The following is a 20,838-nucleotide window of genomic DNA, read 5'->3' as shown; positions in this document are numbered from 1 at the left end:
CGGGGGGGGGCCCCCCGGGGGGGGGGGGGGGGGGGGGGGCGGCCCCCCCCCCCGGGGGGGGGGGCCCCCCCCGCCCCCGGGGGGGGGGGGGCGGGGGGGGGGCCCCCCCCCCCCCCACGACTCGGTGTGGTGGCGCCACCATGGCTGTTCGCGGACTGCCACCGACACCGCCGGGGCCCGCCGCCGCCTGCGACGAGCGGGCCGAGAGCTAGGCTGGGCCGGTGATCCGGGCCGTGATCGTGGACGTCGACGACACCCTGTGCCTCACCCAGGCCGCCGCGCTCGCGCTGGAGAACGAGGTGCTCGCGGAGATGGGCCGACCTCCGATACCCCCGCACGTCCACCTGTCGACGTGGGGCGCGCCACTGCTGGACGCCATGCCCATCCGGTCGCCCGGGCTCGACCTGGTCCGGTTCACCGCGCTGCACCAGCGGGCGCTGGAGCGGCACGTCGCCGACGGCCGACTGGACGTGATCCCACCGGAGAACCTGCGGGCGCTGGACGAGTTCGTGCTCTCCGGCCGAGCGGTGTTCCTGTTGACGTCGCGCACCGAGGACGAGGTCCGGCACATGCTGGCACCGGACCACGTTCTGGCCACCCGGGTCAGCGGCGTCTACCACGCCGGGAACACGCGTTTCCGCAAGCCGGACCCCCGGGCCTTCGACGAACTCCTCACCTCGACCGGACTCCCGCCGACCCAGTGCGTCTATGTGGGGGACTCCCCCGGTGACGCCCTGGCCGCCGGGGGTGCGGGCCTGCACTTCATCGGCTGCCTGCAGAGCCGGATCCGGACACCGGCGGACTTCGACCCCCGCTACGTCGACGCTTTCGTCGACGCCTTTCCCGACATCGTCGACGCGGTCCGGCAGCTCGATCCGGTCACCCCGGTCTCCGGCGGGTGACCTGCGGCAGAGCAGGGGGCGGCGGACGGCGGTCCCGGCCCTCGGTCGTCCACTCCGGCACCGGTTCGCGGCACCGGCGGGGATGGCATCGGTCGCCGGTGGCGGGTACGGTCGAGGGAAGGCGTCCTACGCGCCACGTCGAGGTCGGCACCTGAACGCTGTCCTCCCCGGCGCCGGATCGATGGTGGCAACCTCATCCGGCCGCGCCAGTGCCCTTCGCCAGGGCAGGGACTGAGCATTCGCATGAATGTCGTCACTGACCAGGACCTTCTGCAATTCCATCACTATGACGCCAGACCGAGCACCCGGCACGTGACCCTGTCCGGTGAGGCCGATCTGGCGACCGCCACGCGCATCCAGCACCACCTCGGGCAGCTCCTGACCCCGGAGTGGATCACCCACCTGGTCCTCGACCTGACTCCGCTGCGGTACCTCGACTGCGCCGCTCTCTCCGCGCTGCTCGTGATCAGGGAGACCGCCGCCGCACGAGGACAGCGGATCACCGTCACCGCCACCAGCGGCACGGCGAGGGTGATCGCGCTCAGCGGCGCGGAGCACGTGTTGCGGGCGCCGGAGCACCTCGCGGGACCGACCGCGTCGATCACGCGCGAGGTGACCGGCCCCCACCGCCCGTCGGTCGCTGCCGCGCCGGGCCGTCTCGTGGACGCCGGACAGCCGGATCAGCCGGTATCCCGCTGACAGGTCTGCGCGGCAGACGGCGTCCACGCCGGTGACGCTCGGCCTAACCGGCGGCACCGATGCCGCCGACGGCCAGCCCGGCCGCCAGCAGCACCGCCAGCGCGCCGCCGGCGGCAATCCACCGTCGGCGGCGGCGTACACGATGCTCCACCGCGTCGAGTCGGTCCTGTGGGGGCCGCAGTACCGGCACCGCCTGGGTCAGCAGGATTCGAATGTGGTCGTCGTCGTAGGTCACGCCCTACCTCCAGACCGCGAAGAGTTCGAGATGTGGATCCGCCTGCACCGTCCGTAGCGCCTTCTGCTGCTGCGCCTCGACCGTGCTGGCCGGGCAGCCGAGAATCTCCGCCGTCCGCGCCACCGACAGGTCCTCGACACAGCGCAGTACCACGATCGCCCGCTGCCGCCGGGTCAGCCGGGCCAGTGCCCGACACACCGCGTCCCGGTCCGCGGAGCCGACGGCCATGTCCCCGTACCCCGGGTCCTCCGTGGGTGGCCTCGGGATCTGCCCACGCCACCGCCATTGCCACCGTGAGACGTACGTGGTGAACAAGGCCCTGCGCAGGTACGCCTCCGGCTGTCCACCGTCGGCGATCCTGGGCCAACGGGGCCAGGCGTCGGCCAGCACCGTCTGCACCAGATCCTCGGCCCGTTTCGCGTCCCCCGTCAGCAACCAGGCGGACCGCAGCAGGCCGTCGGACCGGACCCGGACGAACTCGACGAGACCGTCCGGCGGCCCTGCTTCCCCGTGTCGTCGCATCTGTACCTCCCGGTGCAGGAACGCGCTGGGCGGGCCGCGAGGTTAACGCCGACGCCGATTTCGTCGCCGCTCCTGCCGGACACGGATGAGCGCGCCCACTCCCCCTAGAGCGTCCTAGGAGGATGGCCTGATGGGGTGGCGGATCGTGGGACGGCCTGAGCGCGGGCGGATGTCGTACCCGTGGGCCATGATCTTGTCTGCACGGCGGCGCCGGAACCGGCCGGCGTGGCATCACCAGGGCGGACGCCGAGTCTGCGGCGGGCGGGAGGATTGCGGTGACGGACGCTGACGGGGCCGCCAGGCGGCGGCGGAGCGTGCTGGCGGTGGTGCCGCCGGCCCGCCCGCGCAAGCTGGCGAAGGTGCCCTTCGTCGAACTGGCCGACGGCCGATTGCAGGGAGTCGTCTCCAGCGGCTCGGACATCGAGCGGGTCTACGTCTCGTCGGTGGCCGCCGGCACCCACGCCTATCACTGCAGCACCAACAACAACCGGCCCTGCGGCGGACTGCGCGGCGCGCCCTGCAAGCACCTCCAGGCCCTGGCCGAGGAGGCCGTCCTGCAGTACGGCGTCGAGCGGGTCGCCCGGTATCTGCGGGTCGACGCCGGTGACGGGGTGCGCAGCGGCGCGGATCTGCTGACCCGGATGGACACCCGGCACGAACCGACCCCGGCCGCCGTGGTGTTCAGCCGGTTCCTGCGCCACCTGGCCTATCTCGAACTGCCGGACAGCACCACCGCGCTGCCCGAGTTGCACTGGTTCCCGGCCACCGGGGCGGGTCGCTGATGCTCGGCACACAGGTGGCGCAGTTGCAGCAGGACCCTCCGGCCGGCCTGGCCGACGCCGACACGGTGGTGGCCGGCTTCGACGAAGCGATGGTGAACGGTTTCGCGCGGGTCGGCGACGAGGCGGCGGCAGCACTGGCGGCGTTGGCCGACGCGGTGGCGGGCACTCCCCTGGGCGTCCCGGTGGCCGACGCGGTCGGCAGGGTGACGTCCGGCGGGTTCGGTCCCGACGACCTGGCTGTCCTGGCGGGCGCCCGGTCGGCGTTGCTCGGCGCGGCGCACGACGCACTGCTCGACCGGTTCGACACCGCCGTCGGGCGGGACCGGGCGCGGTGGACGGCACCGTCCGGCGCACCGGCGGAGACCTCCGCCGCGAGTGGCGCGGCCGCCGCCTGGCTGCACGAGGTGGCCGTGGCCGGTTGGCGCGGCGTCGACCACGAGTTGCTCTCCGCGGTCGGCTCGCCGGTCGAGGCCGCCCTGGCCGAGCCACGGCTGCGCCGACTGGCGGTGCTGCTCGACGGGCTCGCCGCCGAGGTGCGGGCGAGCCTGCCGGTGGCCACGATGCCGCAGGTGCCGGCCCGCCGCTGGGCCGACCTGTGGACCCGCGCCGTGCTGCTCGCGCAGGACCGGTCCGGCCCGACGGACGACGTCGAGCGGGTCTCCGGGCGGCTGCTCCCGCTCGGGGTGGACGTGCACGAGCACGCCACGGCGGTGCAGGTGCAGGTGCACGCCGTACTCGAACCGTCCGACGGCGGACCGGCCCGACTGGTGCGGACGACGGTGGCGGCCGGGAAGGTCGAGACGATCACCGGCCCGGCGGTGTGGCGGCTCCTGGCGGCGTACCCCGTGCTGCTGGCGGCGGTGGCGCAGCGGCGGACGGTGAGCGTCACCGACCTGCCGGTGCGCGGCGGTGACCTGTCCTGGTGCGAGTCACAGGTACGCCCGGGCGAACCGGCCGACCCCTTCGCCACCGGCCGGGTGTTGCTCGCCGAGGCGACGGCGGCGGCCACCGCCCCGCTGGACCGGCATCCGGCCGTGATCGCCGAACCGGTGCTGATGGAGGGCTACCGGGTGCGCAAGGACGGCGACGGCCTCACCCTCGAACGCGACGGAGAGTCGATCGGCGTCACGGTCGAGCGGCTGCCTGCGGCCGGTCCGCTCACCCCCGCGCTGGTCGCCGCCTCGACCTCCTGCCTCGGCCTGGCGCGGTGGGACGACGGACGGTGGTGGGTGCAGCCCCTGGCGGTGCAGGCCACCGTGAAACGCGCGCCCGTCGAGGCGCACAACGGTGACTGGGCCGAGGGTGTCACCGACCCGAAGGTGGCCAAGGCCGAGGCCAGGGCGGGCGACGCCGTGGCCGTGCTGCGCGAGCGCGCGGGACGGTTGCTGCGCCGATGACCGACTCCCCCGAACAGGCCGCCGCGAACCGGCGGCAGGTGCTCTACTGGCGGCTGCTGGGCCGGATCTTCGACCCGGACGAGCAGCCCACGCTGGAGTCGGCGAGCATGGCCGTGGTCGAGGACCTGGGCCTGCCGGCCGCCCTGCTGGACCCGTCGGTGTCGGTGGACACCGTGGTGCAGCGCTTCCCCGAGGTGGCCGACGAACTGCGGGGTCTGCTCGCGGAGACCGACGCCGAGGTGGCGTCGGCCGACGGGCCGCATCAGCCCGGTGAGGCGGAGGTCCGTCGGGCCGCGCTGGTGTCGAAGGTGCTGCTCAACGTCTTCGCCACGGGTGCCGGGTCGGTCAGCGCCGGCCAGCTGGCCCGTTGGCAGGCCGACGCCGGCTGGTTCGAGCAGGCGCTCGGCACCGCGCCCGGCGAGCTGCGTCGGCAGGGCACCGGGCTCGGTGCCACCCTCGCCGGTATCGAGGGTGACCTGGTCCGGCGGATGCACCTGCGGGAGGTGCTGGCGGATCCGGCGCTGGCCCGGCAGCTCACGCCCAGCATGTCGCTGATCGAGCAACTGCTGCGGGACAAGTCCAACCTGTCCGGCGTCGCGTTGGCCAACGCCAAGGCGCTGATCCGCCGCTTCGTCGACGAGGTCGCCGAGGTGTTGCGGACCCAGGTGGAGCAGACCAGTGTGGGCAGCATCGACCGGTCGGTGCCGCCGAAGCGGGTCTATCGCAACCTCGACCTGGACCGCACCATCTGGCAGAACCTGACCAACTGGAGCCCGGAGGACGAGCGTCTCTACGTCGACCGGCTCTACTACCGGCAGACGGCGCGCAAGACCACGCCGTCGCGGTTGATCGTGGTGGTGGACCAGTCCGGGTCGATGGTCGACTCGATGGTCAACTGCACCATCCTGGCGTCGATCTTCGCCGGGCTGCCCAAGGTCGACGTGCACCTGATCGCGTACGACACGCGGGCGTTGGACCTGACCCCGTGGGTGCACGACCCGTTCGAGGTCCTGCTCCGCACCAACCTCGGCGGCGGCAACGACGGGCCGGTGGCGATGGCGATGGCCCGCCCGAAGATCGTCGAGCCGCGGAACACGGTGCTGGTCTGGATCTCGGACTTCTACGAGTTCAGCCGGTCCCAGCCCCTGTTCGACGGCATCGAGGCGGTGCACCGATCGGGCGTGCGGTTCATCCCGGTCGGTTCGGTCAGCAGTTCCGGTCAGCAGAGCGTCAATCCGTGGTTCCGGCAGCGCCTCAAGGACCTCGGTACCCCGGTCGTCTCCGGCCACATCCGCAAACTCGTCTTCGAACTCAAGAGCTTCCTCACCTAGGAGAGACACCCCTGATGTCCGAGATGCTGCGTGCCCCCGCCGAGGTCAAGTACGCCGACGAACTCGACTTCCTGGAGTCGGTGGACACCGGTCCGAAGCCGTACTCGTGGCGGCTGAGCCCGCGCATGGTCCGGCTGTTCGTGCTCGGTTCGGAACGCGCCGACGGTCTGGAGCGGGAGATCCCGCAGAAGTGGTTCGGCGACCGCAGTTTCGTCGAACGCAGCATCGTGACGCTGGCGTCGGACCGGGGCCTGCTGCTCATCGGTGACCCGGGCACCGGCAAGAGTTGGCTCGCCGAGCTGCTGTCGGCCGCGATCTGCCGCAACTCCACGCTCGTGGTGCAGGGCACCGCCGGCACCACCGAGGACCACATCAAGTACTCCTGGAACGTGTCGATGGTGATCGCCAAGGGGCAGTCGCGCGAGTCGATGATCCCGTCGCCGATCATGACGGCGATGGAGCAGGGTGTGGTGGGCCGTTTCGAGGAGCTGACCCGTTCCACCAGCGACGTGCAGGACGCACTGATCTCCATCCTGTCCGAGAAGTACGTCTCCATCCCCGAGCTGAACGACGACAACATCGTCTTCGCCCAGCCCGGTTTCTCCATCATCGCGACCGCGAACAGCCGGGACCGGGGCGTCAACGACCTGTCGTCGGCGCTGAAACGACGGTTCAACTTCGTCCGGATCCCGGTGGTCACCAACAAGCGCAGCGAGGCGGAGATCGTCCGGTTCCGGACCGAGGAGTTGCTGCGCCGCCACCACGTGGAGTTGGACGTGCCGCCCACGCTGCTGGACATCCTGTTGCAGAGCTTCGCCGACCTGCGGGCCGCCGCCGCGTCGGCGACCAGCGACGACGAGAAGCTGGAGTCGGCGCTGTCCACCGCCGAGCAGATCGGGGTGCTGGAGGACGCGATCCTGCACAGCCAGTTCTTCGGCGACCGGACCCTGCGGGCCGAGACGCTCGCCGGTTCGCTGATGGGGTCGCTGGCCCGACGCAGCCCGGAGGACCTGGCGATCCTCAACAAGTACCTGCACGCGGTGGTGGAGCCCCGGGCCACCGAGGGCGGCGGTGAGTGGCGCGGCTTCCTCGACGGTGGCCGTCAGGCGATCGCCGCCCTGTCATGAGGGCCCCGGCGACCGTCGGCGCGTTCGGCGCCCTGCGTGACCAGCTCACCGAGGCGGCCGCCGCGTTCGCGGGCGGTCCGGACGCGCTGGCCGACATCCTCGCCGGGATGGTCGACGACGTGGACCGGGCGCTGGGCGAGCGGCTGGAGATCTTCCCGGTCTGCCACCATTCGCCGGCCTCCGCGCTGGCCATGGTGCGCCGGTTGCGGAGCAAGCAGCCTCGGGTGATCTATCTGGAGCTCTGCGAGGACCTGCGACCGTTGCTGGGGGAACTGCGCAACTGTCGGCTGCCGGTGGCGGTGCAGGCGTTCGCCTCCGAACTCGACGGTTTCCCCGCCGCGTGGGGTCCGCTCAGCGTGATCGCGCCGGTCACCGAGGCGTCCGCCGAATACCAGGCGATCGCGTACGCGTTGGAGACGCCCGGGGTGGAACTGGTGCTGGTCGACCGCTCCACCGATCACGTCTTCCAGTGGTCGCCCCGGGGCGAGACCCCACCCCAGGACGAGGCGGCCGGCGCGGAGGGCGGTGCCGGGGCGGGTGAGCAGGTCGCCCTGCACGGCGACGCGGTGGGTGTGGAGATCGGCGACCTGCGTCCCCGGTTCGCCGAGCTGGAGGAGCACCTGCTGCACCACGGCAAGGTGCGGCACTGGTCGGAGTGGTGGGACCAGTACGTCGAACGGCCGCTCGCCGTCGCCGACCACGACACCTACCGGCAGGTGATGGTGCTGATCGGCAGCCTGTTCCGGCGGTTGCGTCCCGCCGGGTCGGACCGTACCGACCGCGACGAGGACCGGGAACGCTACATGTGGACCCGGATCCGACAGCACCTGGCGGCCTCCGGTGCCGCACCCGAGGACTGTCTCTATGTCTGCGGCGCCTTCCACGCCGCCAGCCGGGTCGAGCAGTTCGGTCTGGACTCGACCGCACCGGACTTCGACATCTCCCCGCGTACCGCGACCCGGTGGCGGTACGGACTGATCCCGTCCAGCCACTCGGCGATCGAGGCGCAGTTCCGGCTCGCGCCCGGCTCGGTGTCGATCGCGGCGGCGAGTTGGACCAAGGCGGTGAGCGGGTCGGGTCTGAAGCCGTACCGGCTGGACGGTCAGCGGGGCGGCACGTCCCGGGGCCGGCGGGGACGCGGTGAGCCGGATCCGGCACCCGACGAGGCGGTCAGCGACCGGCTCTCCGGGTTCCTCGCCGCGCCGCCCGCTCTCGACGGGCTCGACGAGGCGGAGCTGCGCCGGTGGTGCGTGGACATCGTCCGGCTGGCCCGACGCAACGGCTACCTGGCCAGCACGGCCGACGCGATCGCGGTGTTCGAGACCTCGATCCTGTTGGCCGGGTTGCGCAACCGGGCCCGGCCCACTCCGTACGATTTCGCCGACGCGGCGGTGACCTGCATCGAGAAGGACGTGGTGCCGGGTCGGCGCGACGTGCGGCGGCTCTGCGAGATCCTGCTCGGCGGGGACCGGATCGGCCAGGTCGGCTACGACGCCCTGCCGCCGTTGGCCCGCGACGTGCTGGACCGGCTCCAGCCGCTCGGGCTGGACCTGGAGAAGCGGACCGTGCAGCGGGCGTTGTTGGATCTGCACGGCAACCCGGAGCTGGCCGGTTGCTCGGACCTGCTCTGGATGCTGCGGCACGTGCTGCCGCCGGGTGCGGTCCGGCCGATCATGGGTGAGCGTCGGCTCGGCCACCGGTCCATCCAGGAGAGCTGGGATCTGGCGCTGGGTCGTCACCAACGCGCGCTCATCGAACTCGGATACGAGGGGGTGACCGTCGAGCAGGTGCTGGAACAGCGTCTGCGTCGCGCGGCACACGGCCCGGACGCCACCGCCGCCGGTGCTCTCGCCGCCGTGGAGGACGCCATCCGGTTGTTGGACAGCCCTCGGCTGGTCGACGAACTCGGCACCCGGGCGGTGGAGCTGCTCGCCGCCGAACGCACCGTCGACGACGCACCGCGCGTACTGCGCCGGATCCGCCGGTTGCTCGCCCACCACCAGGCCACCGCGCCGACGCTGCCGGCCTGGTGCGCGGCGTTCGTGACCACCGGGTACGCGCACTACTGCACGTTGCTGCCGACCGCGTTCGTCGAGCAGGAGACCGGCGTACGCCAGGTCGGGGCGATGCTCGGCTTCCTGTTCAGCCTGGAGAGCCTGGCGCTCTCGCTGGGCTGCGACCGGTCCCAGCTCGAACTCGCGGTCGGTCAGTCCCATCCGCAGGCGCCGGCCAAGGTGGCCCTGCTCTGGGCGGCCCGTCACCAGCTCGGGCTGCTGCCCCTGACCGAGCTGCGGGCCCAGTGCCAGGAGCTGTTGGCCAACCCGCTGGTGGTGCCGGCCTTCCCGCAGTACCTGTCCGGGTTCGTGCACGCGCTGGAACCGGTGCCGGGGCTCACGCCGTTCGTGGTGGAGACGATGTCGACGGCGTTCGCCCGGCTTCCCGACCCGGTCCTGCTTCCCTGGCTGCCCAACCTGGTCACCACGCTGCGGGAGCACGGCGCCGAGTCGGTGCCGCTGCTGGTCCGCGAGGCGGGGCGTACGTTCCCGGGCAGCCTGTCCGCACTGGACTCCTGGGTGCCGCCCTGGCTGGGCGTGCCCGCCGCACCGACCGTCGCGTCGCGCGCTTCCGGTGGGGTCGCCGGGCCGGTGCACGCCCTGCTGGCCGGTCATCCGGAGCCGGTGGACGCGGTCGCCGAGCTGTTCGGTGTCCGGGGCGACTGGCGTGCTCCCCGCAGCGGTGCGGCGGTCCTGGTGGAGGCGCACCCGAGCACCGCCGAGGCGGTCGCGTCACTGTTGTCCGACAGGTAGCGCGTCGGGGGGGGGGGGGGGGGGGGGGGGGGGGGGCCCGCCCCCCCCCCCCCCCCCCCCCCCCCCCCCCGCAGGCCGGCCCCGGTGCGTCGGTCGGGGTCACTCGCAGAAGACCTGCACCTTGGCCTCGGACTGGTCCACGTCGATGGTCATGTCGTCGAGCTGCTCGACGAGGTCCTCGATGTGCTGCGGCTTGAGCTGGGTCAGGTCGATCGGCACGCCCGACTTGGCCAGCTCGACGTTGACCTTGCTGAGCGCCTGCGGCGGGACCAGGCTGGTGAGGCGTACCCCGGCGCGCAGCAGTTGCAGCGGGACCCGGATGTTGACCCGGCCCGGACCGTCCTCGTCCTGCGTGGTCACCATCACGCGCAGGTACTTCGGTCGGGCCTTCGGGCGGGTCAGAACGGCCGACGACGACTCCGGCTGCTCGCGCTCCAGCGCGCCGATGAGCTGTTCCGCCTCGTCGGCGGTGATCTTTCCGTCGGCCAGCATCTGCAGGATCTGGCGGCGCTGTTCGTTCATGTCGTCCCTCTTCCTCGGCTCATCTGACGCTTACCAGCAGGGTCTTGCCGCCCTGCGCGACCTCGATCCGGGTGCCGGGCAGGGCCCCCAGCACCCGCCCCACATCCCGCAGCGCGGCCACCGGGTTCACCCGGACGACGAGGCAGGCGACCAGTGCGACCGGCAACGCGAGCAGCAACAGTGGGCTGATCAGCAGCAGGACCGGCAGGACCGGCACGAACCGCCTCCGCCAGCGGCCGTCGGTGCGGCGGTGGCGGATCGTCACCAGCTGCGGAATCATCGCGACCGCTCCAGCTCCGCCAGTGCCTGCGCGACGTCGATCTCTCCTCGTCGCAGCCGGTCGACGACGTCGGCACCGGTGGGCGCCGGGTCGGTGTCCACGAAGTCGAGCTGCGCGGCGATCCGGTTGAGTCGGGACTTGATCGTCGGGTAGCTCACCCCGAAGATCCGTTCCATCTCCTTGATCGACCCGTGCGACCGCACGAACGCGGCCACGAACACCTGGTCGTCGACGCCGAGTTGGGCCAGTTGCGGCGGCTCGAACTGTCCTTCGACCGCGATGCCGCTGTCGGTGAGGCGCACCCGTTCGACCACGAACGGTTGCCCACGGGTCAGATCCGTCAGTTCCTGCCAGTCCACCTGCGGCCCCCTGCCGTCGACGACGCACCTGGAACTATTTGTAGCTTGAATTTCTTAACTCTGCAACGGCAGAACCTCAAGATAGTTGATAGTGGCCGAGTTTCGGTCTGGAACGAATACCGTGGTCGTTAAGGTCGAGACGAGCTGGGTATAGAGGTACGACGATCGATGGTTCGACGGCACCACCAGAGACCCAGGGGGAAGCCCGTGAGTAACCGAATCAGTGCGAGCCGCGCCAGCCACGACACGGCGGCGGTGTTCGAACGCAGCGCCGCCACCTACGACCGCGTCGGTGTGGAGTTCTTCGGCCCGATGGGGCGGGAACTGGTACGCCGGGCCGGGTTGCGCCCCGGACAACAGGTCCTCGACGTCGGGTGCGGACGAGGCGCCGTCCTGGTGCCCGCGGCACAGGCCGTGGGGCCCACCGGCGGTGTCGTCGGCATCGACCTGGCTCCGACGATGGTCGACCTGACCCGCGCCGACACCGCCCACCTCCCGCACGTCCGGGTGGAGGTCGGCGACGCCGAGGACCCGGCCCTACCCGAGGCGAACTTCGACGCGGTGCTCGCCGGACTCGTCGTGTTCCTGCTACCGGCACCGCTGCCCGCACTGCGCGCCTACCGGCGGCTCCTGCGTCCCGGCGGGCGGCTCGGCGTCACCACCTTCGCCGCCTACGACCCGCGCTTCACCGCGGCGCTCGGCACGCTGGCCCGACACCTGCCGCCGGAGCGCCGCCAACCGCCGGCCACCGGCCGGGAGGACGACTTCGCCACCCGCGAGTCGACCGGCGACCTGCTGCGCCGTGCCGGCTACCACCAGGTCACCGTGCACGACGTGCCGTTCGAGAGCCGGTTCCGCGACAGCGACCACTTCGTCGCCTGGGTCTGGTCGCACGGGGCCCGCACGATCCTGGAGAGCATCCCGCCGGAACGGCTGCCCGCCGCCCTCGCCGACGTGGCAGACGTGCTGTCCCCCGACGGCGGGAGCCTCCGGCTGACCACCACCATCCGGTTCGCCCTCGGCACCCGCGAGGATTCCTGACCGGGGCAGAAATCCCCGGCGATGCCGGGAACTCCGGGCGGGGTGCGCCCGACCAGGTAAGCGAGGTGCGTACGCACCGGTCGCCGCACCCCTCCCGGAAGGTTGTCCAGACATGTTCTTCACACGTCGTCGGGTCGCGCAGCTCGGCGCTCTCGGGCTCTTCACCACCGCGACGGTGGCGCTCACCGGCTCACCGGCCGCCGCGCACGTCACGATCAGCCCGTCGGTGACGACCGCCGGCTCGTACGCCGTGCTGACGATGGGTGTGCCGCACGGCTGCGACGGTTCCGCCACCACCAAGGTGTCCATCCAGATCCCCGAGCAGATCGTCACCGTCACGCCGACGGTGAACCCGAACTGGACGGTGGAGAAGGTGATGGCGGACCTGAACCCGCCGATCAAGGACAGTCACGGCAACGAGGTCACCCAGCGGGTCGCCGAGGTGGTCTACACCGCCCGGACGCCGTTGCCGGACGACCTGCGGGACACCTTCGAGCTGTCGGTGAAGTTGCCCGACGCCGCCGGCGAGACGCTGGCGTTCCCCTCGGTGCAGACCTGCGAGCAGGGTGAGACGCCCTGGGTGCAGATGCCCGCCGACGGTCAGAACGCCGACGAGCTGGAGTATCCGGCGCCGAAGTTCGTGCTGACCGCCGCGGCCGACGGCGACGCCGACGACGCCGCCGTGCAGCCGGTGGCCCAGACCAGCACGGAGTCCGATGGCGGCAGCGGCGCGGTGGGGTGGATCGGCCTGGTGCTCGGCGCGCTGGGTCTGCTGGCCGGCGGGCTGGCGCTGGTGCGTACCCGCAGGACGGCCTGACGGGCGGGGACGCAGGTGACGTCCCGTAGCGGCCTCGCGGCACGGCGGACGGTGGCAGGCGGGCGGGCACGGTGGACATGGTCCATCGTGCTCGCCGGCCTGCTCGGTCTGCTGGCGGCCGTCCTGCCGGCAGCGCCGGCCTCCGCCCACGCCGTCCTGCTGGGCACCGACCCGGCCGACGGTGCCGTGCTGGCGACCACGCCGGCCCAGATCACGTTGACCTTCAACGAGCCGGTGGCGGTACGCCCGGGCGGCGTCCGGCTGCTCGACGCGGCCGGCGAGGAGGTGTCCGCCGACAGCCGGTCGGTGGACACGACGGTGGTGCTGACCGTGCCGCCGGAGTTGCCCGGCGGCACCTACATCGTGACGTTCCGGGTGATCTCCGCTGACAGCCATCCCGTCTCGGGCGGGTTCAGCTTCGCGGTGGGGGCACCGAGCAGCTCCGCCGTGGCCGTGCCGGAGAGCAGTCCGGGACGCGGGCTGGACGTGCTGCGTCAGGTCACCGAGGCGCTCGCGTACCTCGGTCTGCTGGTCGGTGCGGGCGTCCTGGTCTTCCTGCTGGTGCTGCTGCGCGCCGACGCGCCGGTGTTGCGGCGGCGGCTGCTGCGGCTGACCGCCTGGTCGGTGGGGCTGACCGTGGTGGCGCGGCTGGTCCTGGTGCCGGCCGTCCCCGCCTGGCAGGACGGCCGGGACCTGGACGGACTGGTCGACCCCGCGCTGTGGACCGCCGGCCTCGGTGCGGAGGAGTCTCTGAGCAGCCTGCTGGTGGTGCTGGGTCTGGGTGCCGCCTGGTGGGCCACCACGACGGCCGGGTCTCCGCCGTCCGGCGGGGCGACCGGTCGACGGGCGGCGCTGACCGCGGTGGCGTTCGCCGGCGTGGTCCTCGCCTGGGGAGCGGTCGCCCTGGTCGGGCACACCCGGACCTACGGTCCGGCCTGGCTGGTCGTCCCGGCCGACGTGCTGCACGTGGTCACCGCCGGTGTGTGGCTGGGCGGACTGGTGGCCCTGGCGTGGACGCTGACCCGGTCGGCCGACCTGCCGCCCGGCGCGGCGGCGCGTACGGTGTCCGCGTTCTCGCGCACCGCCGCCGTCCTCGTCGGTCTGCTCGGTGTCGCCGGGGTGCTGCTCGGCTGGCGCATCCTGGGGTCCTGGGCGGCGCTGTGGGGCACGGCCTACGGTCTGGCCCTGCTGACGAAGGTCGGGCTGACCGTCGTGGTGCTGGCGGTGGCCGCACACAACCGTCTCCGTCTGGTGCCCCGCGTCGTGGCCGCCGATCGCGACGAGGGATCTGCGGCGGCGTGGCGGCTGCTGCGCCGGTCGGTCCGGTGGGAGGCGGCGCTGCTGGTCGGTGTCGTCGCCGCCACCGGGTTCCTGGTCACGCAGAGCCCGGTCACCGAGACGGGTACGCGTCCGACGGCCGACGCCGGGGAGCGTCCGATCCTGGTGGAGGCGCCGCTGGGGTCAGGGCGGGCCGTAGTCCGGCTGACCCCCGGGGTGGTGGGAGTGAACTCGATGGAACTGAATCTCCTCGACGCGGCGGGGCAACCCGTCGAGCCGGTCGACGACCCGAGGTTGACGGTCCAGTTGCCCGCGATGGACGTCGGCCCGCTGGAGCGGACGCTGTCGTCGACCGGCCCCGGCCGGTACGAGGCGGTCGTCGACCTGCCGCTCGCCGGCTCGTGGGTGGTCCAGGTCAGCGTGCGGACCTCGAAGTACGAGAGTCCGGTCGCCCGGGTCACGGTGGACGTCGGATGACGTCGCGACGGTGGATCCGGACCGCTGCCGTGGCCGGCGGCGTGGTCGCGTACCTGGCGTTGGGGGCGGCACCGGCCTCGGCGCACGTCGAGGTCGCGGGGGCGCAGCCGAACGGCGACGGCAGCACGACCCTGACGTTCGCCTACGACCACAGTTGCGACGACTCCCCCACCACGGAACTGGTCGTCGCCCTGCCCGAGGGGGTGACCGCGACCGGCACCGTGGAACCGGAGGGCTGGTCCGCCGCCCTCTCCGGGGACCGTGTCACCTTCACCGGGCCGGGGCTGGAGACCGCCGAGGTGGGCGTGACCGCCCGGATCGCCGCCCAGGCGGGCGACACGCTGCACTTCCCGGTGCTGCAACGGTGTGCCGACGGCAACTCGCTCGACTGGATCGACCGCACCGCCGACAGCGACTACCCGGCACCGAGGTTGATCGCGACCAACGCGGTGTTGGAGAACCCGCCGGAGGCGATGGTGGCGCCGCGTGCCGCCTCGGGTGGCGGGGCCTCGCCGGAGGGCGGGGGCGCGACGCTGGGCCAGGCGCTGACCGTGGTCGTCGTGTTCGTCGCCGTCGCCGCAGGGGCGGGTCTCCTGGTCGCCCGCCGCGTCCGATAGGGCGACCGCGCGGCTTCCCGGCAGGGAAGTTTGCCGCGCGGCCTCGCGGAACGGGAGGGGCCCCGGTCAATCGTCGACGATCGACCGGGGCCCTCTCGGTGGGACCCGGATCAGGCCAGGTCGAACCGGTCGAGTTCCATCACCTTGGTCCAGGCGGCGACGAAGTCGGCCACGAACTTGCCGCGGGCGTCGTCGCTGGCGTAGACCTCGGCGAGCGCCCGGAGCTGCGAGTTGGAGCCGAAGATGAGGTCGACCGCGGTGGCGGTCCACTTCACCTGGTCGGTCGCCAGGTCGCGGATCTCGTACACGTGCTCCTCGGACTCCGACGCCTTCCACCGGGTGCCCGGGGAGAGCAGGTTGGCGAAGAAGTCGTTGGTGAGTACGCCGGGCCGGTCGGTGAGGACACCGTGGCGGCTCTCGCCGACGTTGGCACCGAGGGAGCGCAGGCCGCCGATCAGGGCGGTCATCTCGGGCGCGGTCAGGTTGAGCATGTAGGCCCGGTCGACGAGCAGGACCTCCGGCTGGGTCTTCTCACCCGGGCGCAGGTAGTTGCGGAACCCGTCGGCACGCGGCTCCATGACCCGGAACGACTCGACGTCGGTCTGCTCCTGGCTGGCGTCGGTGCGACCCGGGTGGAACGGCACGGTGATCTCGACCCCGGCGTCACGCGCCGCCTTCTCCACGGCGGCGGAGCCGGCCAGCACGATCAGGTCCGCCAGGGAGATCTTCGCGCCACCGGCGGCGTTGAACTCCCGCTGGATGTCCTCCAGGGTCTTGAGCACCGCGGCGAGCTGCTCCGGCTGGTTGACCTCCCAGCTACGCTGCGGCTCGAGGCGGATCCGGGCACCGTTGGCACCGCCCCGCTTGTCGGTGTAGCGGAAGCTGGCGGCCGAGGCCCAAGCGGTGGAGACGAGCTGGGCGGTGCTCAGCCCGGACTCCAGGACCTTGCTCTTGAGGGCGGCGACGTCGGCGTCACCGACCAGCTCGTGGTCGACGGCCGGCACCGGGTCCTGCCAGAGCTGGGCCTCGGGGACCCACGGGCCGAGGAAGCGGCTGACCGGGCCCATGTCGCGGTGCAGCAGCTTGTACCACGCCTTGGCGAAGGCGAGCGCGAACTCGTCGGGGTTCTCCAGGAACCGGCGGGAGATCCGCTCGTACGCCGGATCCACGCGCAGCGACAGGTCCGTCGTGAGCATGGTCGGCTTGTGCTTCTTCGACGGGTCGTGGGCGTCCGGGATGATCGCCTCGGCGTCCTTGGCGACCCACTGCTTGGCGCCACCCGGGCTGGTGGTCAGCTCCCACTCGTAGCCGAAGAGGATCTCGAAGAAGCGGTTGCTCCACTCTGTCGGCCGGTCGGTCCAGGTGACCTCGAGGCCGCTGGTGATCGTGTCGGCGCCCTTGCCGCTGCCGTGGGTGCTCAGCCAGCCCAGGCCCTGGGTCTCCAGCGGGGCGCCCTCGGGCTCGGGGCCCACGTGGTCGTCGGCGATGCCGGCACCGTGGGTCTTGCCGAAGGTGTGGCCACCGGCGATGAGCGCGACGGTCTCCTCGTCGTTCATCGCCATCCGGGCGAAGGTCTCCCGGATGAAGTGCGCCGCCGCGAGGGGGTCGGCGTTGCCGCGGGGGCCCTCGGGGTTGACGTAGATCAGGCCCATCTCGGTCGCGCCGACGCCCTTGGCCATCTCCTGCTCGGAGACGTAGCGCTCGTCGCCGAGCCAGGTGTCCTCCGGGCCCCAGAAGATCTCCTCGGGCTCCCACACGTCGGGGCGGCCGAAGCCGAAGCCGAAGGTCTTGAACCCCATCGACTCCAGGGCCACGTTGCCGGCGAGCACGAGCAGGTCGGACCAGGAGATCTGCTGGCCGTACTTCTGCTTGACCGGCCACAGCAGGCGACGGGCCTTGTCCAGGTTGGCGTTGTCCGGCCAGCTGTTCAGCGGGGCGAAGCGCTGCCCGCCGTCGCCGGCGCCGCCGCGACCGTCCTCGATGCGGTACGTGCCGGCGGCGTGCCAGCTCATCCGGATCATCAGACCGCCGTAGTGGCCGAAGTCGGCCGGCCACCAGTCCTGCGAGGTGGTGAGGACCTCGGTGATGTCCCGCTTGAGCGCCTCGACGTCGAGCTTGGCGAACTCCGCGGCGTAGCTGAAGTCGGCGCCGAGCGGGTTGCCCTTGGACGAGTGGGCGTGCAGCACCGAGAGGTCGAGCTGGTTGGGCCACCAGTCCCGGTTGGTACGCGGGCGACCGCCGGTCTTCGGGGTGGGCGAGTCGATCGCCGGGTTCTCGCTCTCGCTGCCGTGCGCGGTCACCGAGTCGTGCGCGACCGGGCAGCCGGACTCGGCCTTCTTGTCCACGCCCTGGGCGCTCGTCGGACCGTCGTGCTGTGGGTTACTCAATGTGCTGCTTCCTTCCGACCTGGCGGATCACTGGTGGTGCGTGTCACTGGTGGTGCGTGCGGTCGCAGTCGGGGCAGGTGCCCCAGTAGACGACCTCCGCCTCGTCGACCACGAAACCGTGGTCGTCGGAGGCGGTGAGACAGGGTGCGTCGCCGACGGCGCAGTCCACGTCGGCGATCGCGCCGCAGGAGCGGCAGACGACATGGTGGTGGTTGTCCCCCACCCGGGACTCGTACCGGGCGACGGCTCCGGCGGGCTGGATGCGCCGCACCAGACCGGCGTCGGTCAGCGCTCGCAGCACGTCGTAGATGGCCTGGTGGGACACGCTGGGATGGTCGGCCCGGACCAGCCGGGTCACCGCGTCGGTGTCGACGTGCGGGTGGTCCCGCAGCGCCGCGAGCACCGCCAGTCGGGGCCGGGTCACGCGCAACGAGACCGCGCGGAGCTGGGCCTCGAAGTCGGACGTCATGCCGGCCAACCTACTCCACTCTTTTGGAATCAATCAAGTTTGCTGACGCTCCGCACGTTCGTGTCACGGTCCGTCCATGTACCGGCACCGACCTGCCGACGGGCGACGCCGGTGAGCACCGTCACAGAGGCAACGTCCGGCGCGCGGTGCCGGACACGGTGCCCAGGTCCCGCAACACCCGGAGCCCGCCGTGGTGCGGGTTTCGCCGCCGACGTACCGGAAATCAGAACAGATTGATCGAGCCGCCGGTTCCGTCCGGCCGGGAGCGCGCTTGAGGATGACGTGCAGACGCCCGAGGGCGTGGCTCACACCGGGACGGAGGGCGCAGATGAACCGAGACAGGACCACCGAGAGCACAGGTACCGGTGACCGGCGACACCGGGTGGTGATCGTCGGATCCGGCTTCGGCGGGCTGTTCGCGGCCAAGGCGCTCCGCCGCGCGCCGGTGGACGTGACCATGGTCGCGCGGACCACCCATCACCTGTTCCAGCCGCTGCTCTATCAGGTCGCCACCGGCATCCTCTCCCCCGGCGAGGTGGCGCCCGCCACCCGCGAGATCCTGCGCCGCCAGCGCAACGCCGAGGTCCTGCTCGGCGAGGTGACCGACATCGACCTGGAGACCCGGACGGTCACCGCGAACGCGCCGCTGACCACGTTCCGCGTCGAGTACGACAGCCTCATCGTCGCCGCCGGGGCGGCACAGTCGTACTTCGGCCACGACGAGTTCGCCGAACACGCGCCCGGCATGAAGAGCATCGACGACGCGCTCGAACTACGCGGACGGATCTTCGGGGCGTTCGAGCTGGCCGAGTTGGAGACCGACCCGGCGGCGATCGCGCGGTGGATGACGTTCGTGGTGGTCGGCGCCGGACCGACCGGCGTGGAGATGGCCGGGCAGATCGCCGAGCTGGCGCACCGGACCCTGCCGGGCGAGTTCCGCCGCATCGACCCGCGCAAGGCCACAATCGTCCTGCTAGACGCCGGTGACTCGGTCCTCGGCACGTTCGGCGACCGGCTCTCCGGCAAGGCGTTGCGGCAGTTGCACCGCCTCGGTGTCGACGTGGAGCTGGGCGCCATGGTGGTCGGCGTGGACGACGACGGCATCGAGGTGGCCGACCGCGACGGCCGGCGGCGGCGCATCGAGTGCAAGACGAAGATCTGGGCGGCCGGGGTGTCGGGCTCGCCGCTGGGCGCGCACCTGGCCGCCCGGGCCGGTGCCGAGACCGATCGGGCCGGTCGGGTCAAGGTCGAGCCGGACCTGACCCTGCCCGGACATCCCGAGGTGTTCGTGGTCGGCGACCTGATGGCTCTGGACCGCCTGCCGGGCGTGGCGCAGGTGGCCATCCAAGGCGGGCGGCACGCGGCCCGGCAGATCCTCCGGCGGCTCCGGGGCCAGCCGGTGGGACAGCCGTTCCGCTACCGCGACAAGGGCAGCATGGCGACCATCTCGCGCTTCTCGGCGGTGGCCACCGTCGGCCGGCTGCGGTTGGCCGGACTGACCGGGTGGCTGCTCTGGCTCGCCGTGCACCTGCTGTACCTGGTCGGCTTCAAGAACCGGGTCACCGCCGTACTGCACTGGTTCGTCAGCTTCATCGGGCGCGGTCGCTCCGAGCGGACCGTGACGTTGCAGCAGGTGGTGGCGCGTACCGCGCTGCGGGAGGCCACCGCGCAGACCGAGCCTCCGGCGGTCACGGCCGCAGCCGGGGACGGGTCGGCGGACGCCCCGGACGAGGTACCCGGGCAGCGGGCGGCCGTGCCGGGCCCCGAGGCGGCGCGGCACGGTGCGCCGGAGCAGCCGACCGGCTGACTCCGGCACCCGGCGCGGATGGCTAGATCGGGAAGTGCCCCCGACGCCAGTGCCAATGGCGACCAGCGCGCAGGTGGTCGACGACCGCGCGTTGCAGCACGGTGCGTCGCGGCAGCTCGTCCAGCGGCGTGCTCAGGCTGCGGAACACGAACCGCAGCACCTCGACGTCGGCGTCGATGCCCTCCGGTTCCTCGTAGGGCTCCAGGGTGAACCGGCGCTGGAACCCGACGATGTGGGAGTCCTCCGGCAGGTACTCGCGCAGTTGCGGGTCGAGCAGCCACGAACCGCAGGAGAACGCCGTGTGCTGCTCGTCGGGGAAGTGACGCGGGAAGAAGGCGCGGGCCGCGTCGAGCGAGTCGGTGACCGCCTGCGGCGTCAACGGCCCCGCCTCGGGGATGTGCAGGCCGATCGTGTCGCCGCGTTGGTGCTGCAACCGGCCCAGCTCGTAGAGACTGCCCCGGGGGTGCAGGGTCAACCAGCTCTGCATGACCGGCCAGCCCTCGCGGTGCATCCGCCGGTCGATCGCGAGGTTGCGGCCCAGGTCCGCCAGGGTCGCCCAGGACACCGCGTCGGGGACGCCGTGGTCACGGTGGAAGGCCCGCACCACGTCGAGCAGGGCAAGGTACGCGTACACGTACAGGTGCCGCCAGGCCGGTCCGCGATCGCGGGGCAGCTCCGGGCCGGGCGGCAGCCATTCGTGGCCGCCGAGGTCGGCGCGGACCAGCGCGATCGAGCGGTCGAGCAGCCAGCGCAGCTCCGGGGTCCACAGCGCCGAGTCGGGATCGGGCCAGCCGGCCATGATCTCGGCGGCGTCGTCAGGGCGTACGGCGAGCCGGTCCAGGAGCGCGGGCGCGTCGGCCTTCGCGGGCAACGGGGCCGACGGCCGGTCACCGGCGAGCTGCCCGACGCGCGCGACGTCCTCGACGGGTACGCCGAGCCGGGCGGCGATGTCCTCCAGGTCCACGTCGACGAACCTACTCGG

General features: G+C 72.3%; 20 protein-coding genes. 12 read left to right on the top strand and 8 right to left on the bottom strand.

Features of this window, described 5'->3' with window-relative positions:
• Positions 1–221: 221 nt before the first annotated feature.
• A complete protein-coding gene (locus tag ACIBO1_RS18770) occupies positions 222–902 on the top strand; it encodes an HAD family hydrolase (RefSeq protein WP_396748085.1) in 681 nt (226 codons plus the stop codon).
• 243 nt (positions 903–1,145) lie between these two features.
• A complete protein-coding gene (locus tag ACIBO1_RS18765) occupies positions 1,146–1,601 on the top strand; it encodes an STAS domain-containing protein (RefSeq protein WP_396748083.1) in 456 nt (151 codons plus the stop codon).
• A gap of 43 nt (positions 1,602–1,644) precedes the next feature.
• Here the strand turns inward: ACIBO1_RS18765 and ACIBO1_RS18760 are convergent, their stop codons facing one another.
• Together ACIBO1_RS18760 and ACIBO1_RS18755 are read right to left on the bottom strand one after the other, a co-directional pair.
• The gene (locus ACIBO1_RS18760; protein ID WP_396748081.1) at positions 1,645–1,836 is read right to left on the bottom strand and encodes a hypothetical protein; all 192 of its coding nucleotides are present in this window, start codon (positions 1,834–1,836) and stop codon (positions 1,645–1,647) included.
• A gap of 3 nt (positions 1,837–1,839) precedes the next feature.
• Positions 1,840–2,358 carry a SigE family RNA polymerase sigma factor gene (locus ACIBO1_RS18755; protein WP_396748079.1) on the bottom strand — a complete coding sequence of 173 codons (519 nt, stop codon included), beginning with the start codon at positions 2,356–2,358 and terminating at the stop codon, positions 1,840–1,842.
• A 314-nt stretch (positions 2,359–2,672) separates the two neighbouring features.
• Here ACIBO1_RS18755 and ACIBO1_RS18750 point away from each other — a divergent pair, with 314 nt between their 5' ends.
• Genes ACIBO1_RS18750 through ACIBO1_RS18730 form a run of 5 tightly spaced genes read left to right on the top strand, consistent with a single transcriptional unit; the run spans position 2,673 to position 9,802 of the window.
• Positions 2,673–3,140 (top strand): hypothetical protein, encoded by a 468-nt coding sequence (locus ACIBO1_RS18750; protein ID WP_396748244.1) that lies wholly within the window; start codon positions 2,673–2,675, stop codon positions 3,138–3,140.
• Positions 3,140–4,537 carry a hypothetical protein gene (locus tag ACIBO1_RS18745; protein WP_396748077.1) on the top strand — a complete coding sequence of 466 codons (1,398 nt, stop codon included), beginning with the start codon at positions 3,140–3,142 and terminating at the stop codon, positions 4,535–4,537. Before ACIBO1_RS18750 ends, ACIBO1_RS18745 begins: the two co-directional genes overlap by 1 nt.
• The gene (locus ACIBO1_RS18740) at positions 4,534–5,868 is read left to right on the top strand and encodes a VWA domain-containing protein (protein WP_396748075.1); all 1,335 of its coding nucleotides are present in this window, start codon (positions 4,534–4,536) and stop codon (positions 5,866–5,868) included. The genes ACIBO1_RS18745 and ACIBO1_RS18740 overlap by 4 nt, the downstream gene beginning before the upstream one ends.
• 14 nt (positions 5,869–5,882) lie before the next feature.
• Complete coding sequence (locus ACIBO1_RS18735; RefSeq protein WP_396748073.1) at positions 5,883–6,995, top strand: AAA family ATPase; 1,113 nt, start codon at positions 5,883–5,885, stop codon at positions 6,993–6,995.
• On the top strand, positions 6,992–9,802 hold the full coding sequence (locus tag ACIBO1_RS18730; RefSeq protein ID WP_396748072.1) for a DUF5682 family protein: 2,811 nt from the start codon (positions 6,992–6,994) through the stop codon (positions 9,800–9,802). The genes ACIBO1_RS18735 and ACIBO1_RS18730 overlap by 4 nt, the downstream gene beginning before the upstream one ends.
• A 99-nt stretch (positions 9,803–9,901) precedes the next feature.
• On the opposite strand, the gene ACIBO1_RS18725 is transcribed toward ACIBO1_RS18730, so the two are convergent.
• The 3 genes from ACIBO1_RS18725 to ACIBO1_RS18715 are packed head-to-tail and all read right to left on the bottom strand — an operon-like array spanning position 9,902 to position 10,963.
• The gene (locus ACIBO1_RS18725; protein ID WP_396748070.1) at positions 9,902–10,324 is read right to left on the bottom strand and encodes an SHOCT-like domain-containing protein; all 423 of its coding nucleotides are present in this window, start codon (positions 10,322–10,324) and stop codon (positions 9,902–9,904) included.
• 19 nt (positions 10,325–10,343) lie between these two features.
• The gene (locus ACIBO1_RS18720; protein WP_396748068.1) at positions 10,344–10,604 is read right to left on the bottom strand and encodes a hypothetical protein; all 261 of its coding nucleotides are present in this window, start codon (positions 10,602–10,604) and stop codon (positions 10,344–10,346) included.
• A complete protein-coding gene (locus ACIBO1_RS18715) occupies positions 10,601–10,963 on the bottom strand; it encodes a DUF2089 domain-containing protein (RefSeq protein ID WP_396748066.1) in 363 nt (120 codons plus the stop codon). The genes ACIBO1_RS18720 and ACIBO1_RS18715 overlap by 4 nt, the downstream gene beginning before the upstream one ends.
• A gap of 219 nt (positions 10,964–11,182) precedes the next feature.
• Here ACIBO1_RS18715 and ACIBO1_RS18710 point away from each other — a divergent pair, with 219 nt between their 5' ends.
• The 4 genes from ACIBO1_RS18710 to ACIBO1_RS18695 all read left to right on the top strand — a co-directional run bounded on the left by ACIBO1_RS18710 (position 11,183) and on the right by ACIBO1_RS18695 (position 15,193).
• Positions 11,183–12,004: a class I SAM-dependent methyltransferase gene (locus ACIBO1_RS18710; protein WP_396748242.1), complete on the top strand. Its 822-nt coding sequence runs from the start codon at positions 11,183–11,185 to the stop codon at positions 12,002–12,004.
• A gap of 112 nt (positions 12,005–12,116) precedes the next feature.
• Complete coding sequence (locus tag ACIBO1_RS18705; protein WP_396748064.1) at positions 12,117–12,821, top strand: YcnI family protein; 705 nt, start codon at positions 12,117–12,119, stop codon at positions 12,819–12,821.
• 15 nt (positions 12,822–12,836) lie between these two features.
• Positions 12,837–14,576 (top strand): FixH family protein, encoded by a 1,740-nt coding sequence (locus tag ACIBO1_RS18700; RefSeq protein ID WP_396748062.1) that lies wholly within the window; start codon positions 12,837–12,839, stop codon positions 14,574–14,576.
• Entirely contained in the window at positions 14,573–15,193 is a 621-nt protein-coding gene (locus tag ACIBO1_RS18695) for a DUF1775 domain-containing protein (protein WP_396748060.1), read from the top strand. The genes ACIBO1_RS18700 and ACIBO1_RS18695 overlap by 4 nt, the downstream gene beginning before the upstream one ends.
• A gap of 110 nt (positions 15,194–15,303) precedes the next feature.
• Here ACIBO1_RS18695 and katG read toward each other — a convergent pair whose 3' ends face one another.
• Both katG and ACIBO1_RS18685 read right to left on the bottom strand, forming a co-directional pair.
• Entirely contained in the window at positions 15,304–17,580 is a 2,277-nt protein-coding gene (gene katG / locus ACIBO1_RS18690) for a catalase/peroxidase HPI (protein ID WP_396748058.1), read from the bottom strand.
• 43 nt (positions 17,581–17,623) lie between these two features.
• Positions 17,624–18,049 (bottom strand): Fur family transcriptional regulator, encoded by a 426-nt coding sequence (locus tag ACIBO1_RS18685; RefSeq protein WP_396748056.1) that lies wholly within the window; start codon positions 18,047–18,049, stop codon positions 17,624–17,626.
• A 328-nt stretch (positions 18,050–18,377) separates the two neighbouring features.
• On the opposite strand from ACIBO1_RS18685, the gene ACIBO1_RS18680 reads away from it, so the two are divergent.
• The gene (locus ACIBO1_RS18680) at positions 18,378–19,856 is read left to right on the top strand and encodes an NAD(P)/FAD-dependent oxidoreductase (protein ID WP_396748054.1); all 1,479 of its coding nucleotides are present in this window, start codon (positions 18,378–18,380) and stop codon (positions 19,854–19,856) included.
• Between the two features lie 22 nt (positions 19,857–19,878).
• Here the strand turns inward: ACIBO1_RS18680 and ACIBO1_RS18675 are convergent, their stop codons facing one another.
• Positions 19,879–20,820 (bottom strand): acyltransferase domain-containing protein, encoded by a 942-nt coding sequence (locus ACIBO1_RS18675; protein ID WP_396748052.1) that lies wholly within the window; start codon positions 20,818–20,820, stop codon positions 19,879–19,881.
• Positions 20,821–20,838 lie beyond the last annotated feature (18 nt).

The sequence above is a fragment of the Micromonospora sp. NPDC049903 genome (genome assembly GCF_044460945.1).
Taxonomy (GTDB): Bacteria; Actinomycetota; Actinomycetes; order Mycobacteriales; family Micromonosporaceae; genus Micromonospora.
Note: the sequence above shows the minus strand (reverse complement) of the source record. Positions and strands in the feature narration are given on the sequence as shown.

Excerpts from the sequence above, each read along its gene's own strand:
- ACIBO1_RS18685 (WP_396748056.1), bottom strand. The coding sequence starts at position 18,049 with ATGACGTCCGACTTCGAGGCCCAGCTCCGCGCGGTCTCGTTGCGCGTG.
- ACIBO1_RS18695 (WP_396748060.1), top strand. The coding sequence starts at position 14,573 with ATGACGTCGCGACGGTGGATCCGGACCGCTGCCGTGGCCGGCGGCGTG.
- ACIBO1_RS18725 (WP_396748070.1), bottom strand. The coding sequence starts at position 10,324 with ATGAACGAACAGCGCCGCCAGATCCTGCAGATGCTGGCCGACGGAAAG.
- ACIBO1_RS18705 (WP_396748064.1), top strand. The coding sequence starts at position 12,117 with ATGTTCTTCACACGTCGTCGGGTCGCGCAGCTCGGCGCTCTCGGGCTC.
- ACIBO1_RS18720 (WP_396748068.1), bottom strand. The coding sequence starts at position 10,604 with ATGATTCCGCAGCTGGTGACGATCCGCCACCGCCGCACCGACGGCCGC.
- ACIBO1_RS18765 (WP_396748083.1), top strand. The coding sequence starts at position 1,146 with ATGAATGTCGTCACTGACCAGGACCTTCTGCAATTCCATCACTATGAC.
- ACIBO1_RS18680 (WP_396748054.1), top strand. The coding sequence starts at position 18,378 with ATGAACCGAGACAGGACCACCGAGAGCACAGGTACCGGTGACCGGCGA.
- ACIBO1_RS18735 (WP_396748073.1), top strand. The coding sequence starts at position 5,883 with ATGTCCGAGATGCTGCGTGCCCCCGCCGAGGTCAAGTACGCCGACGAA.
- ACIBO1_RS18755 (WP_396748079.1), bottom strand. The coding sequence starts at position 2,358 with ATGCGACGACACGGGGAAGCAGGGCCGCCGGACGGTCTCGTCGAGTTC.
- ACIBO1_RS18745 (WP_396748077.1), top strand. The coding sequence starts at position 3,140 with ATGCTCGGCACACAGGTGGCGCAGTTGCAGCAGGACCCTCCGGCCGGC.
- ACIBO1_RS18730 (WP_396748072.1), top strand. The coding sequence starts at position 6,992 with ATGAGGGCCCCGGCGACCGTCGGCGCGTTCGGCGCCCTGCGTGACCAG.
- ACIBO1_RS18740 (WP_396748075.1), top strand. The coding sequence starts at position 4,534 with ATGACCGACTCCCCCGAACAGGCCGCCGCGAACCGGCGGCAGGTGCTC.